General features: G+C 55.2%; 29 protein-coding genes. 15 read left to right on the forward strand and 14 right to left on the reverse strand.

Annotated features, from left to right (window positions below; translation table 11 throughout):
* Positions 1-72 precede the first annotated feature (72 nt).
* Complete coding sequence (locus HHUB_RS15690) at positions 73-2,022, reverse strand: NosD domain-containing protein (protein WP_059059150.1); 1,950 nt, start codon at positions 2,020-2,022, stop codon at positions 73-75.
* A gap of 78 nt (positions 2,023-2,100) precedes the next feature.
* Between HHUB_RS15690 and HHUB_RS15695 the strand changes: the two genes are divergently transcribed.
* Both HHUB_RS15695 and HHUB_RS15700 read left to right on the forward strand, forming a co-directional pair.
* On the forward strand, positions 2,101-2,871 hold the full coding sequence (locus HHUB_RS15695) for an ABC transporter ATP-binding protein (RefSeq protein ID WP_059059152.1): 771 nt from the start codon (positions 2,101-2,103) through the stop codon (positions 2,869-2,871).
* Positions 2,864-3,673 (forward strand): ABC transporter permease, encoded by an 810-nt coding sequence (locus HHUB_RS15700; protein WP_059059154.1) that lies wholly within the window; start codon positions 2,864-2,866, stop codon positions 3,671-3,673. The genes HHUB_RS15695 and HHUB_RS15700 overlap by 8 nt, the downstream gene beginning before the upstream one ends.
* A 62-nt stretch (positions 3,674-3,735) precedes the next feature.
* On the opposite strand, the gene HHUB_RS15705 is transcribed toward HHUB_RS15700, so the two are convergent.
* From HHUB_RS15705 to HHUB_RS16390, 3 genes are all read right to left on the reverse strand, one after another.
* A complete protein-coding gene (locus HHUB_RS15705; RefSeq protein ID WP_238324138.1) occupies positions 3,736-4,659 on the reverse strand; it encodes a CPBP family intramembrane glutamic endopeptidase in 924 nt (307 codons plus the stop codon).
* 440 nt (positions 4,660-5,099) lie between these two features.
* On the reverse strand, positions 5,100-5,276 hold the full coding sequence (locus HHUB_RS17180) for a DUF7333 family protein (RefSeq protein WP_169793430.1): 177 nt from the start codon (positions 5,274-5,276) through the stop codon (positions 5,100-5,102).
* A 79-nt stretch (positions 5,277-5,355) separates the two neighbouring features.
* Positions 5,356-5,655, reverse strand: coding sequence for a DUF7520 family protein (locus tag HHUB_RS16390; protein WP_082687321.1), 300 nt, complete (start codon positions 5,653-5,655; stop codon positions 5,356-5,358).
* A gap of 965 nt (positions 5,656-6,620) precedes the next feature.
* Here HHUB_RS16390 and HHUB_RS16395 point away from each other — a divergent pair.
* From HHUB_RS16395 to HHUB_RS15730, 4 genes are all read left to right on the forward strand, one after another.
* Positions 6,621-7,550 (forward strand): transcription initiation factor IIB, encoded by a 930-nt coding sequence (locus HHUB_RS16395; RefSeq protein ID WP_082687322.1) that lies wholly within the window; start codon positions 6,621-6,623, stop codon positions 7,548-7,550.
* A gap of 376 nt (positions 7,551-7,926) precedes the next feature.
* On the forward strand, positions 7,927-8,304 hold the full coding sequence (locus tag HHUB_RS15720) for a winged helix-turn-helix domain-containing protein (RefSeq protein WP_059059162.1): 378 nt from the start codon (positions 7,927-7,929) through the stop codon (positions 8,302-8,304).
* Positions 8,301-8,579, forward strand: a complete 279-nt coding sequence (locus HHUB_RS15725) for a DUF7521 family protein (RefSeq protein WP_059059164.1) — start codon at positions 8,301-8,303, stop codon at positions 8,577-8,579. The genes HHUB_RS15720 and HHUB_RS15725 overlap by 4 nt, the downstream gene beginning before the upstream one ends.
* Positions 8,580-8,741: 162 nt before the next feature.
* On the forward strand, positions 8,742-9,815 hold the full coding sequence (locus HHUB_RS15730; RefSeq protein ID WP_143416470.1) for a hypothetical protein: 1,074 nt from the start codon (positions 8,742-8,744) through the stop codon (positions 9,813-9,815).
* A gap of 128 nt (positions 9,816-9,943) precedes the next feature.
* Here HHUB_RS15730 and HHUB_RS15735 read toward each other — a convergent pair whose 3' ends face one another.
* From HHUB_RS15735 to HHUB_RS15740, 3 genes are read right to left on the reverse strand one after another with little or no spacing between them, the layout of a single operon-like run.
* Positions 9,944-10,138: a hypothetical protein gene (locus HHUB_RS15735; protein WP_059059166.1), complete on the reverse strand. Its 195-nt coding sequence runs from the start codon at positions 10,136-10,138 to the stop codon at positions 9,944-9,946.
* Complete coding sequence (locus HHUB_RS16400; RefSeq protein WP_082687323.1) at positions 10,138-10,491, reverse strand: DUF7541 family protein; 354 nt, start codon at positions 10,489-10,491, stop codon at positions 10,138-10,140. The genes HHUB_RS15735 and HHUB_RS16400 overlap by 1 nt, the downstream gene beginning before the upstream one ends.
* The gene (locus tag HHUB_RS15740; protein ID WP_059059167.1) at positions 10,488-13,097 is read right to left on the reverse strand and encodes a heavy metal translocating P-type ATPase; all 2,610 of its coding nucleotides are present in this window, start codon (positions 13,095-13,097) and stop codon (positions 10,488-10,490) included. Before HHUB_RS15740 ends, HHUB_RS16400 begins: the two co-directional genes overlap by 4 nt.
* Positions 13,098-13,262: 165 nt before the next feature.
* On the opposite strand from HHUB_RS15740, the gene HHUB_RS15745 reads away from it, so the two are divergent.
* The gene (locus HHUB_RS15745) at positions 13,263-13,430 is read left to right on the forward strand and encodes a DNA-binding protein (protein ID WP_004048632.1); all 168 of its coding nucleotides are present in this window, start codon (positions 13,263-13,265) and stop codon (positions 13,428-13,430) included.
* A 75-nt stretch (positions 13,431-13,505) separates the two neighbouring features.
* Positions 13,506-13,937, forward strand: a complete 432-nt coding sequence (locus HHUB_RS15750) for an exodeoxyribonuclease VII large subunit (RefSeq protein WP_238324126.1) — start codon at positions 13,506-13,508, stop codon at positions 13,935-13,937.
* A gap of 475 nt (positions 13,938-14,412) precedes the next feature.
* Here HHUB_RS15750 and HHUB_RS15755 read toward each other — a convergent pair whose 3' ends face one another.
* Positions 14,413-15,297 (reverse strand): IS1595 family transposase, encoded by an 885-nt coding sequence (locus HHUB_RS15755; RefSeq protein ID WP_059059168.1) that lies wholly within the window; start codon positions 15,295-15,297, stop codon positions 14,413-14,415.
* A 1,281-nt stretch (positions 15,298-16,578) separates the two neighbouring features.
* Positions 16,579-16,923, reverse strand: a complete 345-nt coding sequence (locus HHUB_RS15760) for a DUF7718 family protein (protein WP_059059169.1) — start codon at positions 16,921-16,923, stop codon at positions 16,579-16,581.
* A 189-nt stretch (positions 16,924-17,112) separates the two neighbouring features.
* On the opposite strand from HHUB_RS15760, the gene HHUB_RS15765 reads away from it, so the two are divergent.
* From HHUB_RS15765 to HHUB_RS16405, 4 genes are all read left to right on the forward strand, one after another.
* A complete protein-coding gene (locus HHUB_RS15765; protein WP_238324127.1) occupies positions 17,113-17,451 on the forward strand; it encodes an HVO_A0114 family putative DNA-binding protein in 339 nt (112 codons plus the stop codon).
* A 352-nt stretch (positions 17,452-17,803) separates the two neighbouring features.
* Positions 17,804-18,223 (forward strand): hypothetical protein, encoded by a 420-nt coding sequence (locus HHUB_RS16915; RefSeq protein WP_157534034.1) that lies wholly within the window; start codon positions 17,804-17,806, stop codon positions 18,221-18,223.
* 3 nt (positions 18,224-18,226) lie between these two features.
* Positions 18,227-19,180: a hypothetical protein gene (locus tag HHUB_RS16920; protein ID WP_157534035.1), complete on the forward strand. Its 954-nt coding sequence runs from the start codon at positions 18,227-18,229 to the stop codon at positions 19,178-19,180.
* Positions 19,181-19,278: 98 nt separating this feature from the next.
* Complete coding sequence (locus HHUB_RS16405; protein ID WP_082687324.1) at positions 19,279-21,015, forward strand: helicase HerA domain-containing protein; 1,737 nt, start codon at positions 19,279-19,281, stop codon at positions 21,013-21,015.
* Positions 21,016-21,017: 2 nt separating this feature from the next.
* Here HHUB_RS16405 and HHUB_RS16410 read toward each other — a convergent pair whose 3' ends face one another.
* The 4 genes from HHUB_RS16410 to HHUB_RS15800 are packed head-to-tail and all read right to left on the reverse strand — an operon-like array spanning position 21,018 to position 23,193.
* On the reverse strand, positions 21,018-22,007 hold the full coding sequence (locus HHUB_RS16410) for an AAA-associated domain-containing protein (protein WP_082687325.1): 990 nt from the start codon (positions 22,005-22,007) through the stop codon (positions 21,018-21,020).
* Positions 22,004-22,408 (reverse strand): hypothetical protein, encoded by a 405-nt coding sequence (locus HHUB_RS15790; RefSeq protein ID WP_059059174.1) that lies wholly within the window; start codon positions 22,406-22,408, stop codon positions 22,004-22,006. Before HHUB_RS15790 ends, HHUB_RS16410 begins: the two co-directional genes overlap by 4 nt.
* On the reverse strand, positions 22,398-22,799 hold the full coding sequence (locus tag HHUB_RS15795) for a hypothetical protein (protein WP_059059175.1): 402 nt from the start codon (positions 22,797-22,799) through the stop codon (positions 22,398-22,400). Before HHUB_RS15795 ends, HHUB_RS15790 begins: the two co-directional genes overlap by 11 nt.
* The gene (locus HHUB_RS15800; protein ID WP_059059176.1) at positions 22,792-23,193 is read right to left on the reverse strand and encodes a helix-turn-helix domain-containing protein; all 402 of its coding nucleotides are present in this window, start codon (positions 23,191-23,193) and stop codon (positions 22,792-22,794) included. Before HHUB_RS15800 ends, HHUB_RS15795 begins: the two co-directional genes overlap by 8 nt.
* A 409-nt stretch (positions 23,194-23,602) precedes the next feature.
* Between HHUB_RS15800 and HHUB_RS16415 the strand changes: the two genes are divergently transcribed.
* Together HHUB_RS16415 and HHUB_RS17265 are read left to right on the forward strand one after the other, a co-directional pair.
* Positions 23,603-23,749, forward strand: coding sequence for an integrase core domain-containing protein (locus HHUB_RS16415; RefSeq protein WP_157534053.1), 147 nt, complete (start codon positions 23,603-23,605; stop codon positions 23,747-23,749).
* Positions 23,750-23,886: 137 nt separating this feature from the next.
* Entirely contained in the window at positions 23,887-24,273 is a 387-nt protein-coding gene (locus HHUB_RS17265; RefSeq protein ID WP_238324129.1) for an HVO_A0114 family putative DNA-binding protein, read from the forward strand.
* Between the two features lie 310 nt (positions 24,274-24,583).
* Here HHUB_RS17265 and HHUB_RS16420 read toward each other — a convergent pair whose 3' ends face one another.
* Entirely contained in the window at positions 24,584-25,402 is an 819-nt protein-coding gene (locus HHUB_RS16420; RefSeq protein WP_082687326.1) for an HNH endonuclease, read from the reverse strand.
* Between the two features lie 149 nt (positions 25,403-25,551).
* Between HHUB_RS16420 and HHUB_RS15815 the strand changes: the two genes are divergently transcribed.
* Complete coding sequence (locus HHUB_RS15815; RefSeq protein ID WP_059059179.1) at positions 25,552-25,959, forward strand: hypothetical protein; 408 nt, start codon at positions 25,552-25,554, stop codon at positions 25,957-25,959.
* Positions 25,960-26,162 lie beyond the last annotated feature (203 nt).

Here is a 26,162-nt window from a genome sequence, read left to right on the forward strand (position 1 = left end):
TCATCAAGCAGGGGTATCAGCAAGGGGGTTGGTCGACCTGCCCGCCCGCCCAAACCGGAGTCACCGTAACCGCTAGAAGCTGAAATCCCAGTCGTCTTCATCGTCGAACTGTCCAGGGGGATACTGAGTGTCATCGAGTCGCTCCAAAACCGCCGGTCGCACTGGACTTGCTCGTGGAGCGGCATCCACGACACCACCAAAGCGGATCCCGGGCATCGTCTGCTGCAATTGACGTAGCAATTGAAGCGCAGGTGACCGTGCCAATGTCGGTGCACCAGTCCCTCTCTCCGCGACCATTCCGACCGGGCCTGTAACCCTGAAAGACCGCGACAGGGAACCGTCACCGTCGGTATCGATACCGGGTGCGCCCCGCCAGTAGTTCCCCTTCCAGACGTGTAACACGTTGAACCGTGCTGTCGCGGCGTACCGCCGGTTATACGCGATGTCGTTGTCGTTGACGCGGTTCGTCGGGAACAACGACATCGCTCGAATGCCGACCCGGTTGAATGCCGCGACGTTTTCCTCATACACTGAATATTGGCCTTGCACGACGACGCCGTGCTGGTTATGCGTCACAACATTCTCCGCGACGTAGCTCGACCGCCCGAACACAAGAACGCCGTTCTTGCTGTTCGTGACGGTATTCCCTGTCACAATGTTTCGGTTCGATCGGTCGTGGATGTAGACGCCAACGTACGTGTCCTCGATATCGTTGTCAGCGGCGAACGCACCCTGAGCGAACACGCTGAACACGCCGATCATCATCCCCTCCATCGAGGAGTCGCGGACGGTGAACGACTGCGTGTCGTGTGCGAAGACACCAACTTTCCCGCCGTAGAACGTCGAGTTCTGAACTAGTGCGGGCGCGCCGAGAATCGAGACCCCGAGGAATCCATCCTCCCAGTCTCGCGTTCCCCGAACTGTGAGGTTCGTGACGGTGAGATTCGGGCTATTCCGCGCGATAATTCCATTCGCGCGCGTTTGGATTTGAACGTCGGCAACCAGCGACCGCGTGGACGCCTCGAAGACGATACCTGCGTCGCCGTAGCCGTGCGTCGTCCAGTAGCGTTCCCGGAACGACCCGTTGCGGACGGGGACACTCGTAATGTTCGCTTGGCCGCGAGTTCGCACTGTACCGATACCGGACAGCGAAACGTCCGTAATTGCGACGCGTGAGGCGTTCACGGAGACGACGCTGCGATTCTCGTCACCGATGATGCGCGTCTGGTTTACGCCACTGCCGCTGATCGTCAGGGGCTTGTCTACCGTGACGTCGGAGACAGAGTGATTCCCGGCTGACAGCTGGATGGTCGTATTGGGGGGGGCGCGCTGGATTGCTGCGGTCAGTGACTCGTTCGGTTCTACCGTCGTCGAAACTGGGCGTTCGAGTAGCGAGCGGGCACGTGCGCTCGTCTCGTTCGCCTGCTCGCTTCGTGCATCACTGGTGCGCTCCCATTCAGCGGTCGTCCGGGCCGCACTTCGGACATCGAGTTGTTTGACTGCGTCCCATTGTTTGATGCGACCACCGTACTGTTGAGCGAATGCCGTTGCATCGTTCCGGTTCGAGAACGGCACGATTGCTTGCTTCCGCGTGGGGATACTGGCCGTACTGTTGACGACGAAGTACGCCGCATCAGCTGGTACCCACTCTGGATCTGCGTCTTGCGGTGTTCTGAGTAATCCATCGTCGCCAACGTAGACGCCGGTGCCAGAGAAATCCGAGACGTACACTGCCATCGGCCGCCCAAATTCACGTTCCGTGCTCTCTTGCAATCCCGCGACCATGGACGTGATGCCGTAGTAGCCAACGGTGAATTTGAACTGAGAGAACGATACCTGCCCGGTCGGCAACGCAATCGTCGAGTCGGCGGCTTGAACGACGACGCTTTCTGGAACACCCGTTGATTTCGTATCTGACATCGGGACCGCAGCCGCCTGCTGGCCACCCCCGCTCACGGCGAATGGCCCGACGACCGCCGCGAACACGAGGAGGCCAGCAGCAGCCACGTGCCAGAATTCCATAGATGGCGATACGGGAGGAGCCACAAAGAATGCTGGGGCAGTACACTTTTTCGAGTGGCACGGAAACCATAATACGTAATGGGTAGTCGTGAGGCTCCTAACCGCGGTGACAACGATGCTGCGACGGCCGCGTCAGCCGTCGTCGAAGCGTCGGAACTCTCGAAATCATTCGGTGACGTCGAGGTTCTCTCGGAACTCTCCTTCTCAATTCCAGATGATGCAGTTACGGCGATTATTGGGCCGAATGGCTCCGGAAAGACCACGCTCGCAGAACTCGTTACGGGCGTAGAGAGCCCGACAGCTGGCGAACTCGCGCTCCATGCTGAGGGTGAGCGACCTGTCGGGTATCTTCCCCAAGACCCGCGGTTCCAGCCCTCGGCCACGGTCCGAGAGACGGTTGCGTTCTACGCAGCACTGCTCGCTAGCGAGACCGATGTCGACGCCGCACTCGCTCGGGTCGGCCTCGAAGCCGCGGCCGACCGCCGAACGGACGCACTCTCCGGAGGTATGCGCCGCCTCCTGGGAATTGCGGTGAGCCTTCTGGGGGCCCCAGACCTAGTCATGCTCGACGAACCGACGAGCGGTCTCGACCCGGAGATGACTCGCCACGTGTATGACGTGATCGCGGGGTTGACCGAGCGCGACCAAGCCGTCGTGTTGACGACCCACGACCTTTCGCGCGCAGCAGACGCCGATTACATCCTTGTAATGTCTGATGGCAACATCGTCTCGGCCGGGTCCCCGGCCGCTGTGCTTGCAGACACGGAGACGGAGACCCTAGAGGACGCGTTCGAGACAGCAGTAAGCGGTCGTACGGTCACATCCGCGGGAGGCGGTAATCGTGAGTGACGCCACCCAGCAGTTTACTGCCGTCGTCGAACGGGAGGTGCGAGCACTCTCTCGGTCTCGGTCAGTTTGGCTGCTCGCAATCGGGTTCTTCGCACTGGTGGTGGCGATTGCGGCGCTCGGCGGGCAGGCCGGCTACGTCCCGCTCGTGCTGGCGCTCCTTACGCCAATCGAGGTTTTAGTACCGGTACTGGTGGTTGCACTCGGGTATCGGGCGATTCTCGGTGACCGGTTACGAGGCGAACTGAAAATCCTCGATACGTTCCCGATAACGCCCATCCGGTACGGACTCGGCGTCTACTGTGGCCGACTCGGAGTTGCGCTCGGGGTTGTCGTCGTGACGCTATTCGCTGCAGGGTTCGTCGTTCCACTCTCGGGCGACACCCCGAACGTGCTCGCACAACCGGGCGGACTAGACTCACCGGTATACTACGCGCGGTTTGTCGCGTTGACAATTCTCTTCACAGGCGTCGTCCTCGCCATCACGCTATTGATCTCGTCGGTGGCTCGGTCTGCGCGTCGCGGGCTCGTGTCGGCGGTCGGCCTATTACTCGTGCTTGTGGTCGGATTCGACCTCGTGATAATTGCCGGAGTTGGACAGGGCTGGATTGTCGAACGAGGGCTAAGCGAAGCGCTTGCCGCGAGTCCATTAAGCGCCTACCGTGGCCTTGTGATGACGTACGCTGTCGAACCGGCAGTGACGATGCCGGTTCGTGCAGCCTCACCAATTGCAAGCGTGTTTTCGCTGGCTGTATGGACGTCGCTTTCCCTCCTCACTGCCGCAGGTCTGACTGGGATTGAGTGACCGCCGAACTGTTGTACGAAGTCGCGTCAACAAAGCCTTCGTGAGCAGTAGCTGTGGTGGGGTCATGTGAACGTGAGATACGCGATAGCGAACTGAACAGCGTTGTACGTGCCGTGAACGACGACCGGCGCGAAGAGGTCGTCTGTCTGCTCGTACGTAGCTCCGAGTACGAGTGCGACTCCGAAAACTCGGGCGAGCGTGACGAGGATAGCGCCCGGTGTGGCACCCGTCCCTCCGTACGCGAGGATGTGGCTGGCAGCAAACACGAACGACGCGGTGATCACAGCACTCCGACGCGAATACGCACCGTATAGGTACTTCTGGAGCGCATTTCGCGCGAGTAGTTCCTCACCCGGGGCGACAACGACGAACGAAAGGACGATTAGCGGAAGCAGGATCTCGGGAGTTGTTTTGGCTGCCTCGATGAGAGAGTGCGACGTTTGTGGCAGTGAGAATACAGCGACCGCGGCAGCCATCAGTACGTGGAGCGTGAAAATCGCGAGAATTCCCGCTGCTGCCACGATAAGGTCGCGGCGGGTTACCGTACTCACGTCGATACTACTGTTGGTGGATTTAATGAACACGACACCAACTATCGCATAGGCGATACTGGCGACAGCAGTGGACACTGAAACGCGGACTATTGGTGTTGAGGGGACAAGAGAGACGGCTATACTATTGAGGAGGCCCCCAATGAGGAGTGCGAGCGCGGAGACGGCGAGTGCGAGGAGAGCTCGACGCTCCCGTATTTTGACTGCCGACTGGTTCAATTCGGTGATGACAGCACCACCCACTCCCAGCGCACTGAAGCCAGCCAGCAGCGAGACAATCGGTCCGAGTACTGTTGCTGTTTGAAGCTCGATGACCGCAGCCGCTGCTCCGATCGTCAGTCCAGCGGTGGCCGCCGTTGCGGCAGTGTCGACCCACGGCGGAGCAAGTCCGTGACGTCGGACAGTGAAAGCCAGAACGGCGATCGCTCCGAACACACGAGTAGCTTGTGCCGTGAAGTCTGTTGGTGCAGGCCACGAGAGGAACGTCCCGATTAGTCCGATCCCAGCAAGTACAACCCCAACTGAGTGCGCGTACTGTCGTTTCACAAGACGAGGACTACCTCGTTTTCCGGTAGCACTTCCGCTCAGTATTCATTTCACTCATTCTTCGTCAGGCGAGTCGGATGACGAATCCGGTGAGGAATAGTGCGAAGACGATCCCTCCGAGAACCACCATCATGAGGAATTTATCATTCACAGCCGGTGGTTAGGTCTCCATGTATCTCTTCCTTCCGAAATGGTGAAAACCGAGCCGTTTTTGCTGTTGTACGAGGGGAATCGCTAAAGCGGCTTGCAAAGATGTGCGCAGGAAACCGCCTATCGACGCGGCGAGGAATAGAGCTCATTCCTGATCCGTTTAGAGAAGAGCCGGAACACTACAAACTAGTACGGTATTCGCCGTGTTTCATCCCGAAGAAGAACGCGATGACCGAGAAGGCAATCATCGAAGGAAGAACCATCATGAAGACTGTCGAGGTAGTCATCACTGACGTAAGGGCGACCGCAGCGATCGCGACGAGCGGGACTACCGAGCGCGGGAAGCCAAACTCCATACGCCACGTTGTGACTGGACGGATTAAGTCGTTAACCTAGATTGGTAACTACTGATATCGGCTCGTGATTCTGTCGTTGTCAGGCGGTAGCGTCGTCGTATCGGCTGGCATTCGAAATGGCGAGCAGTCCGAGTCCGAGAAGTCCACCTACTGCCACTAAGCCGAAAATCGCTAAATTTGGCGGATTCAGTTCGAAAACGATTGGGCCGATTTTACCGTACTGCACTGCCGGCCCACCGTCGGTAAGCGGCCCCGACGGCCCACCGTTTCCATAGACAATAATTCCCAGCACGTACCCGAAGATGCCTGCGACAGCAACGGCGCTGAGATACATCCATAGTACGACTCCGCGCCCGTTGGTCACCTGTCTGTCTGTCATTCGTCTAGGCGTATCAGTGAACTCCAGATGCAACAATCGCTCGTTTTCCAATATCGCTCAGCCACAGATACCAAGCGCAAAGGGTCTGCGGGGACATTCACCCTCTCCGAAAGCCGGATATTACCGTGTCGCACGCGTCGGTAGCGTAAGGACGAAAGCGATGTGCTTGAGGAACCAAATCGGGATGAGCAATGCAAGCAACGCGCCAACTGCGGGACTGCCGGTCCCACCCCAAGCGACCTCCGCGATAGCGATACTCGGGAACAACACACCATTATACGCAATGGTGCTGACGACAATTCCCATCTGCTCCCGCGGCCAAATGACCACGTCAAACCGCTAACTGTTGTTCTGACCGAACCTTAGTACACCAATAAGCCCTGCTACCGCGACAACTGCCCACCCGAGCAGTCGAATTGGACTCGCGAAGAGCATCCAGCCAGCTACGAGTAATCCCGTGGTCGGCGTAGTGACCAGGAGGACCTCCACCGTCGGTCGCCGTCGGAAGAACTCTGTTTTTCCGGTAATTCAGGCATTCAGTGGCTTCCGCAGTCTCGAAGAATGAAGCAGAACTGTCGTAGTTACGCTTGGCGACCGGTCGATTTCGTAGCTAAATCCCGAGTCACCATCACTAGCAGAGCGACAAGCAAACCCAGTATTGCGACGATGCTGGCCACGACGAACATACTGGCCAACCCACCTTCGGTGTATCCGGGGTTCACGATATGTATAATCGTAATTGCTACGAGTAGAACCAACATCGTGACGACCATCGCATCTCCCAGCCTCTTTCTCATATTCAAATGCCGATTGGGAAGAGGTGTGGAAATGTCTGAGCCGGTGTCCCGAATTTTGGGAATCCGCTTCAAACTCATTAGCTGGGGCTGCTTGCTTCTAAATCAGAGCCACCCAATTGTCAACCGGGCTATCCGTGCGGTAGTGTAGAGCCGAATCCTCAAAAATATATGACGGAACCACAAGAAAACCGCAGTCCAAAAGATCGAACAAATTGCCCGGAGTGTGGGGGACAGATTCGGTACAATAATTCACAGAGTGAGGTAGCATGTCAACAGTGTGGGTTGGTCATCGAAGAGGAAACTATCGACCATGGGCCAGAGTGGCGGTCGTTTACTGACGAACAACGCCAGAAAAAGAGCCGAGTCGGCGCACCGACGACGCCACTGATGCACGATAAGGGACTCAGCACGACTATCAGCTGGCAGGACAAGGATGCGCGCGGCCAACATCTGTCAAGCAGAAAACGGGAGCGACTACGACGGCTCCGCCGGTGGGACGAACGATTCCGCACGAAAGATGCCGCAGAGCGGAACCTCAAACAGGCATTCGACGAGATTGATCGGATGGCGTCGGCACTGGGCTTGCCTGAGGCAGTCCGTGAGACAGCGGGGGTCCTCTATCGGTGTGCCGTCGAGGAAGGGTTACTTCCGGGTCGTTCTATCGAAGGGATGGCAACGGCTGCACTGTACGCGAGCGCGCGGCAACATCAAACACCGAGATCTCCGTTCGTAGTCGAGACGGTAAGCAGAGTCGAAAAGAAACGCTTTCAGCGGGCATACCGGTATCTCTCTCGGGAGCTCAAGCTTGAAATCGAACCGGAATCTCCGGACCAGCATCTACCGCGGCTCGCATCAACACTTGACGTAACTGACGAGGCACTTCGCCGTGCGCGAGACCTGCTCGACGTTGCCCAGCAGAACGGCATCCATAGTGGCAAAAGCCCGGTCGGAATGGCGGCATCAGCGCTGTATGCGGCGACGTATTTGACGAACGAGAAACTCACCCAGGAGACCGTGAGTTCAGCGGCAAGCGTGAGCAAGGTCACGATTCGAACTCGCTATCAGGAACTGTTGGACGTATACGCTGAGCACAAGTGATGTACCAGTACCCGAGCCAGATCGAAAGAGACATTCTAGAGGCACTCGCCGGCGAATCACCGATTCACACGGTCGAGATTGCGGCCACAATACATCGACATCCAGTACACGTTGAACGAGTATGCATCCAGCTTTGCGAACAAGGAATCCTCAACTCGAGCCGACGCGGATTCTACGAACTCGCCGATGATAGCCCCCAGCAGTTCAGATGGCAGTGACTCAGATTTCAATTGAAGGTGCACCACCAGAAGGCGTATCAACCAGACTCCGACGAAGAGGCCCAACAGCCAACACTCGGCGAACAGCTGAACGTTGTCACCTGGAATGACAGGCAGGAATCACACGAAGTATCCCGCGAAAAACCGAGGCGTGCAACATGGCGGATGATGCAACGACGCCGGACGACCAGCCGCCCCCGGAACTTGTCCTTGACGCGCTAGATGACCCCGATTGCCAATCAATACTCCGCAAAACCGCCGAGCCAATGACTGCTACCGAACTCACTGAAGCGTGTGACATTCCTCGTTCGACGCTGTACCGAAAGCTTGACCAACTCAGTGATGCCGCACTCCTGCGAGAACACGACAAGATAAACCCCGACGGTGGGCGAACGGCGTACTATCAGCGGAATTTTGAGAACGTGAACATCACGATTGACCAGGATGACACGTTTTCAGTGACAATCGACCACAGACAGCAAGGAACTGATGAGCGGCTTCGAGATATCTGGTCGAAGATGGGTGACGAACTATGAATGAGATCATGGCTGCGATTGTCGCTGTGAAAGCCCTCATACTGGGGCTTGGCGGGGGAATTACGTATATCGCGCACAGAGCGTATCATCGGACGGGCGACCCCTCACTCGGACTGCTGCGGGTTGGCTTCGGGATTGTGACGTTCGGTGCATTGTTCACTGGTGCTATCAATATGTTCTATTCCGTATCGCTCCCTCTCGGCGTCCTCGTTAACAGCACCTTCGTGGCCGCTGGTCTCGCGGTGATTCTGTATTCGCTGTATGTACAAGACTGACAACACGTTCACACACTCATGCTCCAAGGATATCCCCGACATCAAATCGGACGAACCGCCGCAGCCGTACAAAACCTGAACGAACGCATCTCAATTCCCGCACAAAGCAAAGGCAATCGTGGGAGTGCTCGCTTCGACTTCCTTCTCGTGTTGGTCGTAGTCGTGGTTCTCGCACAGGTTCCGGTTGCGTCAGCTCATGGCGGCGACGGACCTCTTGTCATCTCCAAACAGGCGAGTATCGCCGTATTTCTCGGCGGAGTTGGCCTCGTCGCTGGCTGTGCATTATTGAAGCGTCGGGAATACGTCTCACCGACAACGGCACTGTATGGAATTGGAGTGGGATTATTCGTCGCTATCCTCGGCATCATCATTTTTGACGGGGTTACACCAGATCCGGCCTATGCAGCCAGTTCGATGCCGTTCCCCCGGTCGTGGTACGAATTGTTCGGGCTCGGTATCGGGGTCAGTGTTGTGGTAGCGAGTTTTGGTATCGGATTACATCGGTGGCCGACCCGCCCACGATACACATTCCTCGGTATTCTCATGGGCTTGTGGATCTCGTACCCATACATAATCCGCGGATCCGCAAGCTACACCCACCCGCTGGGGTATCTCATCGTACTAGGCACGCCGATTCTCGTCGGATATATTGTCTGGACGGACCGAGGAGACGTCGTCCGGACAGCGTTCCGGGATTGTGTTGCGCGACGGTTCGGGGCGACCGTCACGCTTCTCTCTGGGCTGTTTTTCCTCACGTCGAGCGGGTATCTCTCCTTCTTCTGGGAAGAGGGGCTGCCACGTGAGCGCGTTGTCACAGTTCTACCAGTCAATTATCAGCTTGTCCAGTGGGATACGCTCGAAATTGTGCTCCCGCAGTTTCCCTTGACCGTTGCACTCTCAATTGGTGTCGTCACGATAGTAGGGCTGCTGAGTGTCCTAATTGGAGTGAACGCCCTACTAATTGCTTGGCAGTGGCGGCTTGAGGAGAAGGCGGGGATGATGCAAGGAACAGCCGGCACAGGGTCTGTAATTGGTGCTTGCACGTGTGGTTGCTGCGGGCCGCTCGTCGCGAAGATCGCTGTACTCGCAGCCGGCCCGTCCGTTGCAGCTCCACTATACTGGGTCTTCGTCGATTCATCTTCCCCACTCAGCGCGTTGTTTATAGTGGCGACGGTGGTCATCTTCACTGCAACACTCATCTATTCGACTGAAGAGTTGGTGCCGTCAGCGACGTAACCACGATGTCCACGGGAACGGTAGCCTTGCGAGAAAACCACACCTCCACACGACTGGTTTCCTTCCCGTACTAACTACGCTGAAGTTTGCTGCGCACGGTTCGCGTTCGAAGGTACGGCGTTGGTGTGTTACGCTCCTTGCATGTCCATTGGCCGGAGCCAATGATACCACACAAACAGTACCATCCCACCGTATCCCGCTGCCCAGACAACCTGGCTGAGCGTATCTGCACCCATCTCAGAGAGGAAGTAGCTAGTCACCCCGGGGATAGCGATACCCGCGAAGACGATCGCTCCGAATACGACCCGGTCGTCGAGGTCCATTAGGCGACACCTCGCCATCGAACCAGTTGACGGCCAACAATCCCGGTTGTAATGCCGATACCACCAGCTATCAACAGTGAAACACCGCGGAAGCTCGCTTCGTAGCGAAGGAGAAGCAGTCCGCCCACCGCTGCGAGTGTACTCAGCACAGCAATCACACGAAGTGGTCGCGTAACGTGTTGGGACTCTGTGAGAATTCCTGCAACAGAGCCAATAAACAGTAGCAGGCCGCCGATGGTTACCGGTCGTAGTCCGAACACGACACCGATCTCGGACGTAACGAGCGCGAGCGCTACCAGTGGTGGCCAGGGGCTCGCGCGGGGATAGGCGTCACTCAAGCCGGCGTCACTCATGGGGCCACCTCGTCAGTATCTATCCCAGCTGGCGTGATGCGGGAGAGCCGCATGGCGTTTCCGGTGACGCCGAGCGTCATGCCGGCGTCGCCAACGAGGACAGCCATCCAAATCGGGACGAATCCGAACGGCACGCCGAGTGCGAGTACGGCCTTCGCACCTAGACTCGTCCAGATGTTCTGCTGGATGACGCTGTTCGCGTCGTGCGAGAGTTCGTAGAGATACGGCAGCTTCGACAGATCGTCACTCATCAGTGCGATGTCGGCGGTTTCGAGGGCGGTATCTGTCCCAGCGGCGCCCATCGCGATTCCCACAGTCGCAGTCGCGAGCGCGGGTGCGTCGTTGACGCCGTCACCGATCATCGCGACCCCGTCGTGCTGTTCGTCGAGTTCCTTGATTGCTGACACCTTCTGGTCCGGCAGGAGTTCGGCGCGATACTCGTCAACGCCGACCTGCTCGGCAATCGCTCGGGCGGTCCGCTCGTTGTCACCCGTAAGCATGACAATCTGTTCGACGCCGAGGTCGTGGAGCTGCTGGATCGCCTGCTTCGCCCCGGGCCGAATCTCGTCGGCCACGGCGATCACACCCTCGATCTCGTCCTCCGTACCGACGAGGACGACAGTCTTCCCCTCGGACTGGAGGTCGGGAACCGTTCCCTCGAGGAGGTCGAGGCAGTCGTTGCGTTCGCACATCTGCCGGCTCTTCGTCGTGACGACCCCGCCGTCGGTCGTCGCGTGGACATGTTCGAGGTCGAACCCAAGGTCCGCGAAGAATCCCGGCTTCCCGGCGTAGTGTTTCTCGCCGTCGAGAGAGGCCTCGACGCCTTTCCCGGTGATACTCTCGAAGTCATCGACGGTCGGCGCCCCAATATCGCTGTCCTTTGCGTATTCGATGATTGCGTCGCCGATAGGGTGTTCGGACCGTGATTCCAGCCCGCGTGCACACCGGAGAACGTCGTCCTTGCTTTTGTCGTTCAGCGGGATGACGTCCGTGACCGTGAGTTCGCCCTTGGTGATTGTGCCGGTCTTGTCCATCGCGATAGCCTCGACCGCCCCCATCGCTTCGAGGTGGTTGCCGCCCTTGATGAGGACGCCGTTCTTCGCGGCGCTGGTGATTCCCGACACCACGGACACCGGCGTCGAGATGACGAACGCACACGGGCAGGCGAGGACGAGTAGCGTGAGCCCGTAGACGATGAACGTCGGCCACGACGCTCCGAGCACCAGCGGCGGGATTCCCGCTACCATGACTGCGAAGCCGACGACGATCGGCGTGTAGTACGAGGAGAAGCGGTTGACGAACTGCTCGCGCTCGGTCTTGTTGGACTGGGCGTCTTCCACCATCTGGACGATGCGCGAGAGCGTGTTGTCGCCCGCTTCGGAGGTGACCTCGATTTCGAGGTAGCCTTGCTCGTTGATTGTGCCGGCGTACACCTCGTCACCCGGTGTCTTGTCCACGGGGACGCTCTCGCCGGTGATCGGGGCCTGATTGACGGCACTCTCACCGTCGAGGACCTCGCCATCCATGGGGATTTTCTCGCCCGGCCGCACGACGACGATGTCGCCGACGGTCACGTCGTCGACGGGAACGGTCACCTCTTCGCCGTCGCGTTTGACCGTCGCCTCGTCCGGCGAGAGGTCCATCAGCTCCTGGAGTGAGTTCCGCGCCCGGTCCATCGAGTAGCGCTCGAGGAGCTCGGCGATGCTGAACAGGAACGCGAGCGTGGCGGCCTCGAAGTATAGCGCTTCTCCGAAGACGAGGCTGGCGATAATCGCGCCACTGATGGCGATGCTCATCAACAGGTCGATGTCGAGGTTGCGATTCAGCGCGGAGTAGTAGCCGTTCCGGAAGATGATTTGGCCAGCAACCCCGACTGCGACGAGGAAGAGGATATCAGCAGCGAGTAATTCGCGGCCGACGAGCTCGGCCACGAGGACGTTCTGGCTCGTGAGGAAGAACTCGAAGAGTAGGCCGAGTGCGACGAACCCGCCGCTGATCCACGTCTTGATAGCGCGCGAACTCCGCCAGACACTCTCGCGCTCCTCGGTAGCGCTTGCGGCAGCGTCCGTTTCGTCCGCTGGGGAGTCTGTCACATCGTAGCCTGCACCTTCGATCGCAGCGACGACCTCCGACGACGTCGTCGCATCGTCGTACGTCGCGACGACCTCCCCAGTCGTGGGTCGCGTTTCGTAGCTTCTGATGCCCGAGACGTCGTCCAGTGCGTTTTCGACTTTCCCCGCACAGGACGCACAGTCCATGTCTGGGACGGCGAACGATGCTGTCCTCTCGGCTCGATCTTCGACGGTGTATCCGGCTTTCTCGACGCGTTCTGCAATCTCGTCCGGGGAGGTCTGGTCTCCCTCGTAGGAGACGGAGAGCGTCCCTGTCGTCACCTGTGGGTCGATAGTTTCGACGCCGTCGAGTTTCTGCACACTGTTTTCGACCTTCCCTGCGCAGGACGGACAGTCCATTTCGGGCACAGAGAACTGGGCGACGTCGTCGTGACTCGATGAGGCCGTGGTTACGTTCTCAGTTTCTTGTTTATTGGTATCATGGTCATGGTCGTGCTCGTGGTCATGCCCACCGCCTTCTGGTGGTGGAGTCATTATATAGGCCGTAGTTCCACAGACTTATTAAATCGACTGCTATATAGAGGCGATTTATTAACAAGTGTTATTAAAATCTGTTGGATAGGATAATAGCTGCGGCTGACTATATTGCAGTGAGGGCTTCGAACCTTTATATAGTGGACAAGAGAAGTCCGCGATGGAATGTCTGACCTCATCGTCAAAGCAGCCGTGAAGGACGCACTCTCGGACCACAACGTCTCGGCAGATTTCTACGACGCCCTCAACGAAGAGGTCGCCGAACTGCTCGACGACGCCGCAGAGCGTGCTGAGGCCAACGACCGGAAGACGGTCCAGCCCCGCGACCTGTAGGCCTGCGTAACGCAGCCAACCCCGGCACTCGAACGTAGCTTTTTGAGGTTCCTGTTCAGAAGTTAGAAAACGGAGATGGCGGACGCACCGGATACCGAACGGCAGGCGGTCGAACCCGATGCGAGAGAGGTCCTTAGCGTGTCACAGCTGAACGACCGGATCGCGTCGGTCGTCCAGGACACGCCTGCCCTCAACGGTGTCCGCTGTATCGGCGAGGTCACTGACCTCCACAAGAACAGTACGGCGCTCTACTTCACGCTCACCGACGGCGAGGCCGAGCTCCCCTGCATGATCTGGGCGAACCGTTACCGGGAGATGGACGCTGACCTCGAGGACGGGACCGAAGTCATCCTCGAGGGCGATATCGACTACTGGGTCGAAGGTGGGAAGATCGACCTCAAACCGTGGGAGGTGATCGTCGTCGGCGACGGCGACAAGGCTGCTGCAGTCGAGCGACTGCGAAGCGAACTCGAAGAGCGTGGCTGGTTCGGCGACGACAACCATTAGCGTTCTCAGAGCGGGGTGGCGTCGTCACTTCCCTCCGAGGGGACGCCCGGTACGACATCCAGAGCACGACCATTCCAAGGCTGTCGGCACCGACGTCCGTTACGAACGGTATCTACTAATTCAACTCTCGCTCTTGTCGGGATAAGGAGGGGGATCGTAAGGAGACCAGATATTCAACGCCGAATGGACCACGCCGTTGAGATTATTTCTCTGCGCGGCGGTCTTCGATATCTGCGATAAGGGCTTGTGCTCGTTCTTCTGCAGTTTTGGAGTGCTCGCTTGTCGGCTCGGTTCTTTCACCTCGATCGATACTGGAGACTTCCTGTTCCCAGCCCTGCTTGGCGTAGGCGTCGTCGGGTGCCGCCTCGAAGCGTTGAACGGCTGAATCGAGCGATACAAGTCGCTGTTTTAGCTCGTCGGCTCGATGTGGATCGATATAATAGAGTGCGCTCTTGTGGCGGAGATTGTTGGTGAGTCATAGCGCAGTTTCGAGGGTGGTTTTGAGCGCTTCTTTCCCCGGTTTTCGGAATACTTCACGGCGGAGCTGAAACGCTCGGAGATACGGTGTGAGTCTGTCTTTCGAGATGCCTCGATGCGGCGAGAGCCACCGTCGCGCCAGCGACGCGTGGCTCTCGCAGGTGTTCACGTGAACGGCTCCATCGACGTACTCGCCGTCACCGTGGACGACGTATTGACGGGTGAATGCGTCGTCCTCGTCAAGTGGGTCGTACGCCCGAAACCCGTCTGTGTAGACGGTTAACGACTCCTGCTGGCGGGCAGCCAGGAGGAGTCGAATCCGTGATTCGGTTGCGGCTTTCGCTGGGATCACGTGCCGTTCACCGGTGCCACGATCTGCGAGAACAAACACAGGGAGCTTGTCCTCAGCGTATGTTCCACGCCCGCGCGTGGACAGGCCACGCGAGCGCGACGGTTGGTCGCGCTCGCGGCCCTTGAGACCCGCTTTCACGTAGAATTCGTCGATCTCAACGGGGCCTTTGAGGTGTGGTCGAGGCGCGTCCAGCGCTCGCAAGAAGCGCTGGACGCGCCGGTAGACCGTCTTGTAGGAAACGTCGATCTCTGCGTCTAGCTGCCTGACGCTCGTGTTCATGCGGATGTAGGTGTAGACGGCGAGAAACCATTTTCTGAGTGCGACCGCCGAGTGTTCGAAGACGGTGCCAGTTTGATCGTTGAACGTCCGGTCGCAATCCTTACACAGATACCGTTGAAACACGCGATAGCTGCCGTACCGAATCACAGATTCGTCACGGCAGCGCGGGCAATAGACGCCGTCACGCCAGCGAATCTGTGCCAGCAGATTCGCGGCGCGACGCTCCGAGACGAACGTCTTGATTGGCATCATTGTTCGTCGGGTGACGCGGTTGCGTCACCCTTGCCTGCTGTGACTTCCAGCTATTGCTGAGAACTGACCAACAATCCTCTACCCAAGAGCGATCACTGATTTTCGTGATCACGAGAAACCGCGTCTCTCGGACGACAGTATCCGGAATCAGTCTGGTGAACGGCTGGTTCCTATAATGAACCAGCGCTGTGCCGGACTGCTGTACGCACCACGAAAAGTAACTCCGAGTCCGTCGAAGTCTGGGGGACTCCCTTGAGGCAAAAACAACCCTGGGAGTCCCGATCTGACCGAGGATAGGAGTACCGGGGGCTTGGCACTCCCACCCACTCAGTCCGTGAACCCCACACGGATTCTCACCGTGTCGGGGTTCGGTGGGACTGCAAACCTGAAACTCTCACCGCTCGGGATTCCTCTGCGTGAACGCGGAGGAGGATGTCAAGGGCCCATGCGACGAATGCAGAGAGGTTAGTCTGGTTACTGGTTACGGTTACTGGTTACGTCGAGCGTTTCTCCAAAAGCTCTATATGAGCGTGGGAGTGTGTTCTAGGTGAGCGCGGAAGGTGCCGCGTGGAGGCTGCATGACCATGACCCGCAAGCCTTGAGGCGCAAGCCGACGGGCGTTGAAGATGGACGTGGGTGCAGCAATCCCACCTTGCTTCTAAATCTCCAATAGCCGCGATGCCAGCTTGTCGTAGCCTTGACGCCGGGCGTACTCTGCAACTGGTCGTAGTGACCGGTTGAATTCGTCAGGCTCTCCGCCCCCCATCCAGCCTCGATACCAGCAGTTCACTCGGCTTGCGACCGACTCAGCGCGGCGCTGCGTTATCGGCTCAATGACGTAGGATAGAGTGTACGCTACTTCGTTTCAAACGGTTATCGCGTACTGATGCAGAAGATTTGCTCGTCTTACTGTTCTGGCAGGACTTTTGCGACGCTTCTCCTGCGGAAAGGCGGGCTGAAAGCAGGGCTGTCGAACTACTTGCTGCCGTCAGTGACTGCTTCGCAGCTCAAAGATGAGTCGTCAACGTGACCGAGTCGATTCGCGACCACCTCCGAGATCCCGCGCGGCGATACGACGGAGAATTCGAGAAGGCCATGAAGAAACTCGAAATCGGACGCGAATACTAAGGTTAAGATTATCCCTAACCGTAACCTTCGGAAGAGGACCGAGACTTTATCAATTGGAGTGGCGTAAGTAGAAGTGAGGACGCAGCCGCACTCTCTACCAGCTCGCCAACGGCATCGCAGTGCCGTCGAGGAACAAGCGGGCTGACTTCTCTGCTACTCTACGTGGGACGTACCGTGGGTCTCCTCATAGCGGTCGGCATACCGACGCCAGCGTTCGAGGAGGTACTCCTCGGCTTCTTCCCACGACGTCACGTCGATGTCGAAGTCTTTGGTTTCCGCACCTTGCTCTCGGTAGTGGCGGTCGATGTGGATGCGCCCTTCGTCGTGTTCGGCGTTGTCCACCTTCGCCACCGTGACACGTTCACCGTCGGCTCGGCGGAAGAACAGAACGACAGCGAACGATTCAACGGTGTTGAAAGATGGGTCCACTCGAACGCCTATCTGGTAGGTTCTCTGTCTGTACTCCTGAATCTCGTAGGTATAATCGAATCCTGCCATAGTAGAGAGTTGAGATGAGATGCTGGTAGAGTAGGCTTGTCCCTACTAACGTGTAACAGATTCAGGTACTTAAAGTTTTCGACACAACGGAATGGATAAAATCCGAGAACAGCCGTTAGTCGGCTTCTCAAGCACTACCGATATTCTTATTACCGTTGACCTCGTTACACAACAGTAGGGAGATACACCATGGCAGAAACAAAACCCCAGATAACCGACCAGCAGCGCCTCCGCCAACAGATGGCCCGGGCACTCACAAAGGGTGGCATGGACGACGTCCACGTCGTCAGCCACGACACCGCAGACGCAGTCCTCACTGACCGGCGCCGCGAAATCATCAACACCCTCAAGGAGAGCTCCCCGGAGTCAGTCCGCGCTCTCGCTCGACAGCTCGGCCGCGACAAGGCTGCCGTCAGCCGCGACCTCCGTGAGCTAGCAGAGCATAACATCATCACCTACGAGGAAGACGGCCGGGCGAAGCGCCCTATCCTCACGCAGGACCACGTCGTCATCGAGCCAATCGTCTAACCGACTACGGCTGCCGCAGTTCCAACCTCCTCTCAGAGTCGACACGCTCCGCGAGCCGGCCTTCTTCGCATCTCTACCACGCGCCCTCCCGCTATTTTCGTCTTCGGATTGATTCCCCCGGAAGTACGAACGAGAAACATCTACCTCCCCACGACTGCTAGCGGTTTCCATCTGGGTTTGTCTCACGAGTTATTGACCGCAATCCGGCATCAAACTCTAAGAATATTCACTCCAACCGCCTGTAAACCTGTTCTCTGTTCCCGTACCTATAGGTACGGGAACGATGCGAAGGCTGCTAAACCCTACCTGTGAGGGGAAGAGTAATTTCACTAGAGCAAGACTCACGACATATATGAGTTCAGATGACCAATCTGACGATGACTCGGATCCGCTCGAAGACCTATACGTCGACGCCAGTAATATCGACCAACAACGAATCCGAGATGTACTTACCGACCTGATCGCAATCGATCGTGAGACTGGAAACCCTCGGTTCTATCAAGAGTTCGATGAGCTTGATACAAAACGGAAATTCACCGCAGTACTTCTCTACCGACGAGCACTTGCAGCTCTTGACGATCTCGAAGATGACGGAGCGCTTGGAAAGGGATCTGGCTACTTTGCTGATCTGCTCGACGTGGATAACAGTACAATCCGCCATAATGTGGGCGATCTTGATTTTGTCACAAATGACGACGAACAAGGAGGATACCATATCCCCGCTCACAGCATTAAGCGAGCGGTAGATTACCTGCAGGAGGATAGCTCATAATGTATGAGGTTTGATAGTGCGCCTGGAGACGCGTCAGTAGAAAATATCCTTGAGCTGTGTGAGGTACTCCGGGAAGGCGATCTTTCTCGTGAAGAACTCTATGAGGCGGTAGATCAGAGTGAAACCTTGGTTCGAGATAATATCCGGTATGGGGTAGGGCTGGGATTTTTAGAAGAATCGGAAGAAGGCGTTTCTGCGACTTCGCGCGGTATTGAAGCCAGCTATAACAAAGACGATTCTGAAGAATTAGCGGAGCAATTTCAAACCGGTTTTCGTGATTATCGATTATACAATATTGTTCTCGAAGAACTAGTCGATGATGGGATAGCGCAAAAAGGAGAGATCACGAAGAGTGATGTATTGCAGGTATTTCGGACGTCAGTAGGTTTAGAGGGTAGTGAGAACACGTTAGGCTCTGCTGCGACTACATTTATCAACACGTTGGAGGCAGCTGGGTTAGGTAATTATATTGTTGGGAGGGGAGGCAAGGAGACTCGCGTTGAACTCGATGAAGAGTTTGAGGTTCTCGTAGAACAGATTATTGAAGATGATCAGGCGGAAGAAGAGGCGAGTCAGCAGGATGTACCAGAAGGCGATCAGGGAGGGGTTGACTTCCCAAACCAAGCTACTGCAGAGAGCATCAAGCGTCAAGCTTCAGAGCCAGGTAGATCCTTTCAAATTCGTTTAGAGTTGTCTGGTGAGGAAGATCCTACGAAAGTTGAAGAATTGATTGTAGGGATCCGTCGAGGTCTTGCTCAAGAGATCAATATACCGGACATTAACCCGACTTCTGAGAACTCTGTAGAGGAAATAGAAGATTCTCAAGATAATTCAGAAGAAGAAACAAACTCTTCTGAAGATCAGGTTGAGGAGAAGTCTGAAGAGGAGGATGACGAATCATCTGATAGTTCTTTAGACACTTTCATCGATTCTAAATCAGAGCCACCCACAGAATGAATGTGATTTACTCTGAACCGGTTTTAAGTACCACCAATATGACAGAAAGGCGATAAATTTATGTGCGCTGAAGAATTACTGTATATAGAGCCTGGCCTATGTCCCACAAGGCCGAACCCCGGAGCCAATCCACAAGCTCCAAAGATACTATCGAAATCAACGACGCCGGTGATTCCCTCCCAGTCGTAGAAGTACTGACCGGTAGAGGAGTAGTTCTAGGGAAATCAGGCAGCGGGAAGAGCAACAGCGCAAGCGTCGTTATAGAAGAACTGCTCAACGATGGATACCCTGTTCTCATTGTTGACGTTGATGGAGAATACTTCGGACTAAAGGAAGAGTACGAACTGCTTCATCTGGGCGCGGACGAAGAATGTGACCTAGCTGTCGGACCAGAACATGCTGAGAAAATCGCTGAACTAACTCTTGAGCAAAATATCCCGGTCATCCTCGATGTCTCTGGCTACCTCCATGAAGAGGAACAGAGGGAACTAATCAAGGAAGTGGGTCGACACCTTTTCGCCAAAGAAAAAAAGCTGAAGAAACCCTTCCTGATGCTTGTTGAGGAGGTCCACGAGTACATCCCCGAATCCGGACTGGATGACGTAGGCCGGATGCTAATCAAAATCGCAAAACGTGGACGAAAACACGGTCTCGGACTCTGCGGAATTTCTCAACGCCCTGCTGACGTCAAGAAGGATTTTATCACTCAGTGCGATTGGCATATTTGGCACCGCCTCACCTGGGATAACGATACCAATGTTGTCCGCAGGGTTCTTGGCTCTGAATACGCAGACGCTGTCCAAGACCTGGATGACGGTGAAGCATTTCTACACACTGATTGGGACGACCAGATTCACCGAGTCCAGTTCCGTCGGAAACACACTTTTGACGCAGGCGCAACTCCAGGGCTCGAAGAGATCGAACGACCTGACCTGAAATCCGTTAGCGAGGACATAGTTTCCGAACTTGAAACAATTTCTGAACGCCAACAGGCTGAGGCGAATGAAATTGAACGACTTCGTTCACAGCTCGAAGAACGGAAAGAGAAGATCGACGATCTTGAGGGAGAATTAGAGAAGGCCCGTGATGTGAGTGAGTTAGCGGAACGGTTTACTGATGCTCTCGCACAAAGCGACTCCAGCAGCACTTCCACTCAGAATATTGAAGAAACGGTTGAAGAGATTCGGAAGGAGAAGAACGAAGAGATTCGGTCGCTTCGACAAGAAAACCAACAGCTACGAGAAGAGAACAAGGAGCTGCGTAGCAGAGTCGAAGAGTTAGAGGAAGCAGCGAACCAGGCAGAACGCTTGGAGAGTCTTAACGAGAATATCGACGAGGTGGCAGAGGCTTATACCCGTATGGGGGAGGCACTAGGCCTTGAACCGCAACAAGAAGAAGCGGATCGCCTCCGTCAACGCATTGAATCACTACAGGAGACGGTAGGGGAACTCCGAGAGAAAGAAGATACAGATTCAAAACTGGATACAGAGGCTGAAATCACCGCGTACCGAGAGTTCCTAGAAGACGAGGCAGTTCAAGACGCGATAAACGCTGCAAAGACAGATGCCTCCTCGCCACGGTATGTAGAAGGAGTTATTACCGCAATTATGGCTGAAAATCAGCCTGTCACATACGACGAAGTTGCCGACGAACTCGACATCAATTCTACCGGGCACGTAGCATCAGCAGTTAATGCACTCTACGAACGAGATATTGTGACGAAATCCAAGGATGGCCGCGTAAACAAAGTTGATCTCAATATCAACGAGCTGAACGAGATACGTGCCACTGCTCAGCGTCGTGCAACCTCGCAGGAACTGATGAGCAGTATCTAAACTTACGGAGCAGCTAACTTGCCCACTTCGAGATTCTCCGTCGACTCCAAGTATCCCCGTGATTTCTCCTCAAAGAGTTCTGTGAATAACAGCCAGGAATAGAGCCTTTTCGCACGGGTTTGGATCGTCACCTCACTCCAACCCTTGAGGTAATCCTCTGACACCTGCTCCATAACCTCTTGATTTTTGAACTCATCCTCTGGCACTCTCTCACAATAGGCTTGAACCAGAGGAAGTTCTAAAAGGGCTTCCCGGAGCATCCGCTTCCGATTACCCACACTCTCCTGCTGAAGCTCTTTACCCCGATTAGTTAGCTCCGGCCCATTACGAGTTGACTCTGCGATTCCCAACCCGTAACAGGTCGACACAATTTTTGAGACTTCTCCCTCGGAGTATTCGGCTCGTTCTCGGAGTTCTTCACGTGACTCCACTTGGGCGAGCAGAGGAAGAATTTCGAATACTTTCTCCGGTCGGACATTAGGACTATTAGCTCCTCGTGGATTGTCCAGAGGTCCCTCTTTCTCTGGAGTGTTCTCGATACTCCCCGCTGCTACCACGCCATTTGAGTAGGACCCCAAACCGAGATAATCTATCCATTGGGCATAAACTCGACCGTAATTTTTGAAAGTACTTTCAGCTGCAGCGTTTGAATCCGTGTTAAAACTAATTAGACGTCCAACTTCTTCTACATCTATGGGTTCTTTTTCTATCCGGTCTAGAATTTCCTGTACTCCTGGAAGTTCGATAAAGGCATTTTTTAGAGGGGCGGTATCCTCCAGCTGTACAACTCTTCGTGCGTCCTCCGATACTGAGAGTTGGTAGTCGTCACGTTCAATTAAACCGAGAACTACGGGATCATGCGCTTTGTTTGACGTTGTTTTTGGCGTATATTCAAGCAAATCAGCAAGGTCTTCAATTGTAGATGCGCCACTGGTAGCTTTTCGTAAAACTTCCTCGGTATGATCTGGAGGGTAGTAAAGGCGATCTGTCATACGTCACTACCTCCGACGGCTTCCTCAATCTCATCCAGGGCATTGGGAAGGTTCTCGGCGATCAGCCGATGTTTGCTCTGCCCCTCCTTCTTGACGTAACCCCCATCGCGGAGTTCCTGCAGGTAACTCCGGATTGTTCGATCACTTTTATCGATCCGGTCATAGAAGAAGGACGTCTCGAGAGCATCGCTCTCAGCGAGTTCACCCTCGTAAGCAAACCGCTGTCCGATCAAATAAACCAAGATCTGTAGTTTAGCCCCCAGATCGCGGTACTGCCCCTCCAAATTGATCGTGCCGTCCTCGTGAAGACGGAACAGCTTCTCTACGCGTTCGAAGTTCGATTCTAGGATGGTCTCGTGGTCAGTGACCATCCGATCCTGGATTTTATCCTTAAGTCCCATTGTTGATCTCCTCCTCAACGGTTTCTAACGCGGTAGCTGTAAGCCGCCACAACTGGGTTTGACCATTTGTTCCGTCCCGAAGCAACCAGTCTCGACCTTCCATGCGGCCGAGTACATCACTCATGTTACTTGCCGGCTTCACACGGCATTCTCGATACCCGTCTTCGATATCGCCAACAGTGAACTTCTCTTTGTCACGGTACGTCTCGAGATAATACGCTATGCTAAGCGATCGCTCGGTATGACTGGACGGGTCGAACGATTCGACGAACTCGCGGATTCCTTCGGCAGCCTCTGTCTCTTCGTCACCGTCCAGACGGCGTTCCAGTTCAGTTACTCGGTCCTGAAGCTGATTCATCTGGGATCGAAGCTCTTCGACCTCGTCACTCATTGTTCCCACCTCCGTCGATGTATTCACGTGCTTCCTGAAGGCCGTGAGCTGGGATTCGGTAACTTCCATCGTCGTCTTCGACGATTCCATCGTTATCGAGCTCACGGACCGTCGGATATATCGTACCTTTCTTCACACCACTCTGATCGCTGATTTCGGTCGGTGTCATCCACTCGGTCTCGACCATATCGAGTTCGTGCCGTGCGCGTTGTGAAAGCAGCACGATGACAACCTTTTCTTTTGCCGTGAGTTCTCGGAAGGGTTGTTGTGGAATAAGGTCGCCACTTTGCTTGCCGATTCCGATGTAATCAGCGAGGAGATCATGGAGGATCTCTTCACTGATCTCCTGCTCGTCTACGAGCAGATTTTCGAGGGTTCGCTGTTTCTCGGACATGCTTCATCCTTACCAATGTACCCTGGGTATATAATTTTTTGGCACACTTACTCCCATCTATATTCTATATCGATGTTGGCAAAGGTGCGGTATATAAGTCATGCCAAATTTCCAGAAGTAAGAAAAATTACCAAGCCTCTCCTCCCCAAGATATCTGCCCATTCTTTAAGTATAAAGCGGTCACCCAGCGGTATGCTTGTATGCACTCTCGTACTTTCTTACCGTTGGCATAGATTGCTTTGTATGCGTCTCTTCGGGTCATTCTACCTGATTCTACTGGGAGGGAAATTATAGACTAGAGTTCGTTACGTAAAGCTATACTACCCTACAACGAATTTAGCAGAAGTCTTTCAAAACCGATCAGAAGCTATCTCAGAATCGGTCTGGCTGAAAGTCGGTTGTCGCAAAGATACTTCGAAGACGGTGTCGGTCGATGGCACTGCTGGTTCTGTGGAGCGTTCGAGAGTGGCTTGAACAGTTTATGCATTACTACAACCACCACAGACCACACCAAGCTCTCGATGGAAAAACACCGATCGAGGTGGTCCAGAACTAGGCAGTGGCGGAGAGTCAGACACTTAAAAGTTTCGATAGTTCGAGTGGAACACCACTTAGAGCCTGAAGACCTGCTTTAGGTGGGAGCCAGAACCTTTTCACCGTTGCAGCCCTAACAACGGTCAGGGAGTGATGAATATGCCCGGATTTGAAGAACCGCCATCCTCGGTTCCCGACCCCAACGAGTTCGAACGCGAGGATGCGGACATCGACGACCGTCTGGAATTTCGTGCTGCGTTCTCGGAAACGCTGACGAAGCACGGTTATCCAGACACTCTCGTTCTCGCCCGAGAGCGAGCTGAAGAGGTATTTCACGACCGCCGTCTGGAGATCCTAGACCACCTGAACGAACACAATCCGGACTCAGTACGCGCCCTCGCACAGGAGCTGGACTACGACAAGGGCGTTGTGAGCCGTGATCTTCAGGAACTCGCGCAGATCGACGTCATCGAGTACAAGGAAACCGGTCGCTCGAAGGCCCCCCGCCTCAAGCACGCCCACGTTGTCATCGAACCCGTCGTCTGACGAACTCACGGATTTAGAGACCTCTCTTTCCAAGCCAACCCCGAGGAAAACATCGGCATGAGACGAGATTCTAGCCAGATATATCCCTAGCTTAGAGCTCGAACCTTGGGAGGCACGAGATTCAAGATACAGCTGTATCAATCGAACGAACGGCTCTGTTGAAAGCCCTATTAGTTCAGCACTCTCGCCGCTGGAACAGCCGATAAGTAGGGATGCAATTTTACGTCTACGAGCAAACTTCGGGCAGGGATATACAATAGCACAGTTGAGCCGAGGTCACAGGATGGTATTTCCTCCTCGGTGAATCTCATCAGGGTTTTCTAATCCATTTCAAGAACCCCTCTTTATTTGAGTAGCAAACGCTCCCATTTCCCGGCGAATCATGAGCCGTCTTATGACAATCAACGCATAAGATGGCTAAATTGTCCTCGCTATCTGACCCTCCCTGGGAGACCGGAATAATATGATGTACCTCAAGTTCGTCAACACCTTCCTTAGAACACTTTCGGCAACCACCATCCCGTTTGATAATTTTCTTCTTTTTTCGGGGACGAACCTGCTCGTCTCGCCGTTCTTTCGCCCATTCTTTATATTCGGTTACTCCCTCTTCTGGGTTGAACTCGTATCGTTTGACGTGACCAATCGAACAATCAGCTAAATCTGCTAGACGGCTAGATAACACATTCTCTCCTAGAAGTACGTACAACCGTCGGAGATTTTCTCTAGCCGTTAGGTCATCATTGCAAACCTCACGCTCAATCTCTTCGAAAAGCTGGTCTATCTCATCGATACATTCATCGATTTCTCTTGTGATATTTTGATATTCTGAAGTCTTCTCAACCGCGTCAGACACGTTCTTTTTTAATTCTCGATCAATGTCGGTTCGTCGCCGATCATGTGGTGAAACTACCTCGATTTCGAGACTCCCTGTAGAGAAGCTGCCCGGAATATCCTCGTTCTCACGACTCAATTGCCGTGTTTTTTCTCGGACAAAATCACGTCGGATAACGGTTAGCTCGGAAAGTAGTTTAGAAATAGCAACCATTCGACTACGAAGGACTTGCTGATATTCGGGGACTTCGATGTCTGGTGGATTTAATTCCCCAATTAACCCGGAACGCTTCTCCATACAACTGATTCAATTCCCTCGGCAAAATTCTGTTGGGGTCAGTACTACCACATATACATTTAGCAATTGAGCGTTCAAGAGTGATCGGCACTTGCAGAAGTCAACGGGGCCAAGCAATCAAATATGCCGGTGGCGAACAGCGAGGCGACATGCTTCCTGATGACCTCTCTGTCGATCAAGACAAGTTACTGACGTGGCAGACCGAGTGCTGGCAGTGCGGTGAGCAGACGCCAATAGTCTGGCCCCGCGACGACCATCTCAACACCCCTATTGGCGGCGTGCTTGCAAAGTACGATACTCCTGTCGAACGTGTCTACAGTAACACGCTTGAAAAAGAGGTGTGGGGAAACGTCTGCCAGCACTGCGAGGCATACCAAGGAAACCACTACATGGAACAAGAGGCGGTTGAGATCGACCCGCCGTTCGTGGAGTGCCCGAATTGTGGCGAGGAGCATGAGTGGAGGCCAGACGAGGGATTTGGCGCTGCTTTTGGCCAGGGCTGGGTCTCTTGTCCGGAGTACGGCGACGTGCCTGTCGGCGATCCACGCAAAAAGTGATCGAGAGATGTCCGACGTAGTTTTTTATGGGCGGGGTGGTAAAGGCTACGCAACCAAGGTAGGCTAACCGCACGACGTGCCATAGTCGTCGGGGATGCCTCTGGTCGGCGAAATAAAATTTCGCCGCCGAGGATGGCTAGTCCCCGACGGTAAGAGAACCCACCTAGACACTTGGTTCTCGCAGGCCCATGACCTAATAGCTT

Origin of the sequence: Halobacterium hubeiense (assembly GCF_001488575.1) — an archaeon.
GTDB lineage: Archaea > Halobacteriota > Halobacteria > Halobacteriales > Halobacteriaceae > Halobacterium > Halobacterium hubeiense.

Excerpts from the sequence above, each read along its gene's own strand:
- HHUB_RS17180 (WP_169793430.1), bottom strand. The coding sequence starts at position 5,276 with ATGGAGTTTGGCTTCCCGCGCTCGGTAGTCCCGCTCGTCGCGATCGCT.
- HHUB_RS16395 (WP_082687322.1), top strand. The coding sequence starts at position 6,621 with ATGACGGAACCACAAGAAAACCGCAGTCCAAAAGATCGAACAAATTGC.
- HHUB_RS16915 (WP_157534034.1), top strand. The coding sequence starts at position 17,804 with ATGAGTTCAGATGACCAATCTGACGATGACTCGGATCCGCTCGAAGAC.
- HHUB_RS16400 (WP_082687323.1), bottom strand. The coding sequence starts at position 10,491 with ATGAGTGACGCCGGCTTGAGTGACGCCTATCCCCGCGCGAGCCCCTGG.
- HHUB_RS17265 (WP_238324129.1), top strand. The coding sequence starts at position 23,887 with ATGCCCGGATTTGAAGAACCGCCATCCTCGGTTCCCGACCCCAACGAG.
- HHUB_RS15790 (WP_059059174.1), bottom strand. The coding sequence starts at position 22,408 with ATGGGACTTAAGGATAAAATCCAGGATCGGATGGTCACTGACCACGAG.
- HHUB_RS15740 (WP_059059167.1), bottom strand. The coding sequence starts at position 13,097 with ATGACTCCACCACCAGAAGGCGGTGGGCATGACCACGAGCACGACCAT.
- HHUB_RS15755 (WP_059059168.1), bottom strand. The coding sequence starts at position 15,297 with ATGATGCCAATCAAGACGTTCGTCTCGGAGCGTCGCGCCGCGAATCTG.
- HHUB_RS15695 (WP_059059152.1), top strand. The coding sequence starts at position 2,101 with ATGGGTAGTCGTGAGGCTCCTAACCGCGGTGACAACGATGCTGCGACG.
- HHUB_RS15690 (WP_059059150.1), bottom strand. The coding sequence starts at position 2,022 with ATGGAATTCTGGCACGTGGCTGCTGCTGGCCTCCTCGTGTTCGCGGCG.
- HHUB_RS15745 (WP_004048632.1), top strand. The coding sequence starts at position 13,263 with ATGTCTGACCTCATCGTCAAAGCAGCCGTGAAGGACGCACTCTCGGAC.
- HHUB_RS16405 (WP_082687324.1), top strand. The coding sequence starts at position 19,279 with ATGTCCCACAAGGCCGAACCCCGGAGCCAATCCACAAGCTCCAAAGAT.
- HHUB_RS15735 (WP_059059166.1), bottom strand. The coding sequence starts at position 10,138 with ATGGACCTCGACGACCGGGTCGTATTCGGAGCGATCGTCTTCGCGGGT.
- HHUB_RS15800 (WP_059059176.1), bottom strand. The coding sequence starts at position 23,193 with ATGTCCGAGAAACAGCGAACCCTCGAAAATCTGCTCGTAGACGAGCAG.
- HHUB_RS16920 (WP_157534035.1), top strand. The coding sequence starts at position 18,227 with ATGAGGTTTGATAGTGCGCCTGGAGACGCGTCAGTAGAAAATATCCTT.
- HHUB_RS15720 (WP_059059162.1), top strand. The coding sequence starts at position 7,927 with ATGGCGGATGATGCAACGACGCCGGACGACCAGCCGCCCCCGGAACTT.
- HHUB_RS15765 (WP_238324127.1), top strand. The coding sequence starts at position 17,113 with ATGGCAGAAACAAAACCCCAGATAACCGACCAGCAGCGCCTCCGCCAA.
- HHUB_RS16420 (WP_082687326.1), bottom strand. The coding sequence starts at position 25,402 with ATGGAGAAGCGTTCCGGGTTAATTGGGGAATTAAATCCACCAGACATC.
- HHUB_RS15750 (WP_238324126.1), top strand. The coding sequence starts at position 13,506 with ATGGCGGACGCACCGGATACCGAACGGCAGGCGGTCGAACCCGATGCG.
- HHUB_RS16390 (WP_082687321.1), bottom strand. The coding sequence starts at position 5,655 with ATGACAGACAGACAGGTGACCAACGGGCGCGGAGTCGTACTATGGATG.
- HHUB_RS15795 (WP_059059175.1), bottom strand. The coding sequence starts at position 22,799 with ATGAGTGACGAGGTCGAAGAGCTTCGATCCCAGATGAATCAGCTTCAG.
- HHUB_RS16410 (WP_082687325.1), bottom strand. The coding sequence starts at position 22,007 with ATGACAGATCGCCTTTACTACCCTCCAGATCATACCGAGGAAGTTTTA.
- HHUB_RS15815 (WP_059059179.1), top strand. The coding sequence starts at position 25,552 with ATGCTTCCTGATGACCTCTCTGTCGATCAAGACAAGTTACTGACGTGG.
- HHUB_RS15725 (WP_059059164.1), top strand. The coding sequence starts at position 8,301 with ATGAATGAGATCATGGCTGCGATTGTCGCTGTGAAAGCCCTCATACTG.
- HHUB_RS15760 (WP_059059169.1), bottom strand. The coding sequence starts at position 16,923 with ATGGCAGGATTCGATTATACCTACGAGATTCAGGAGTACAGACAGAGA.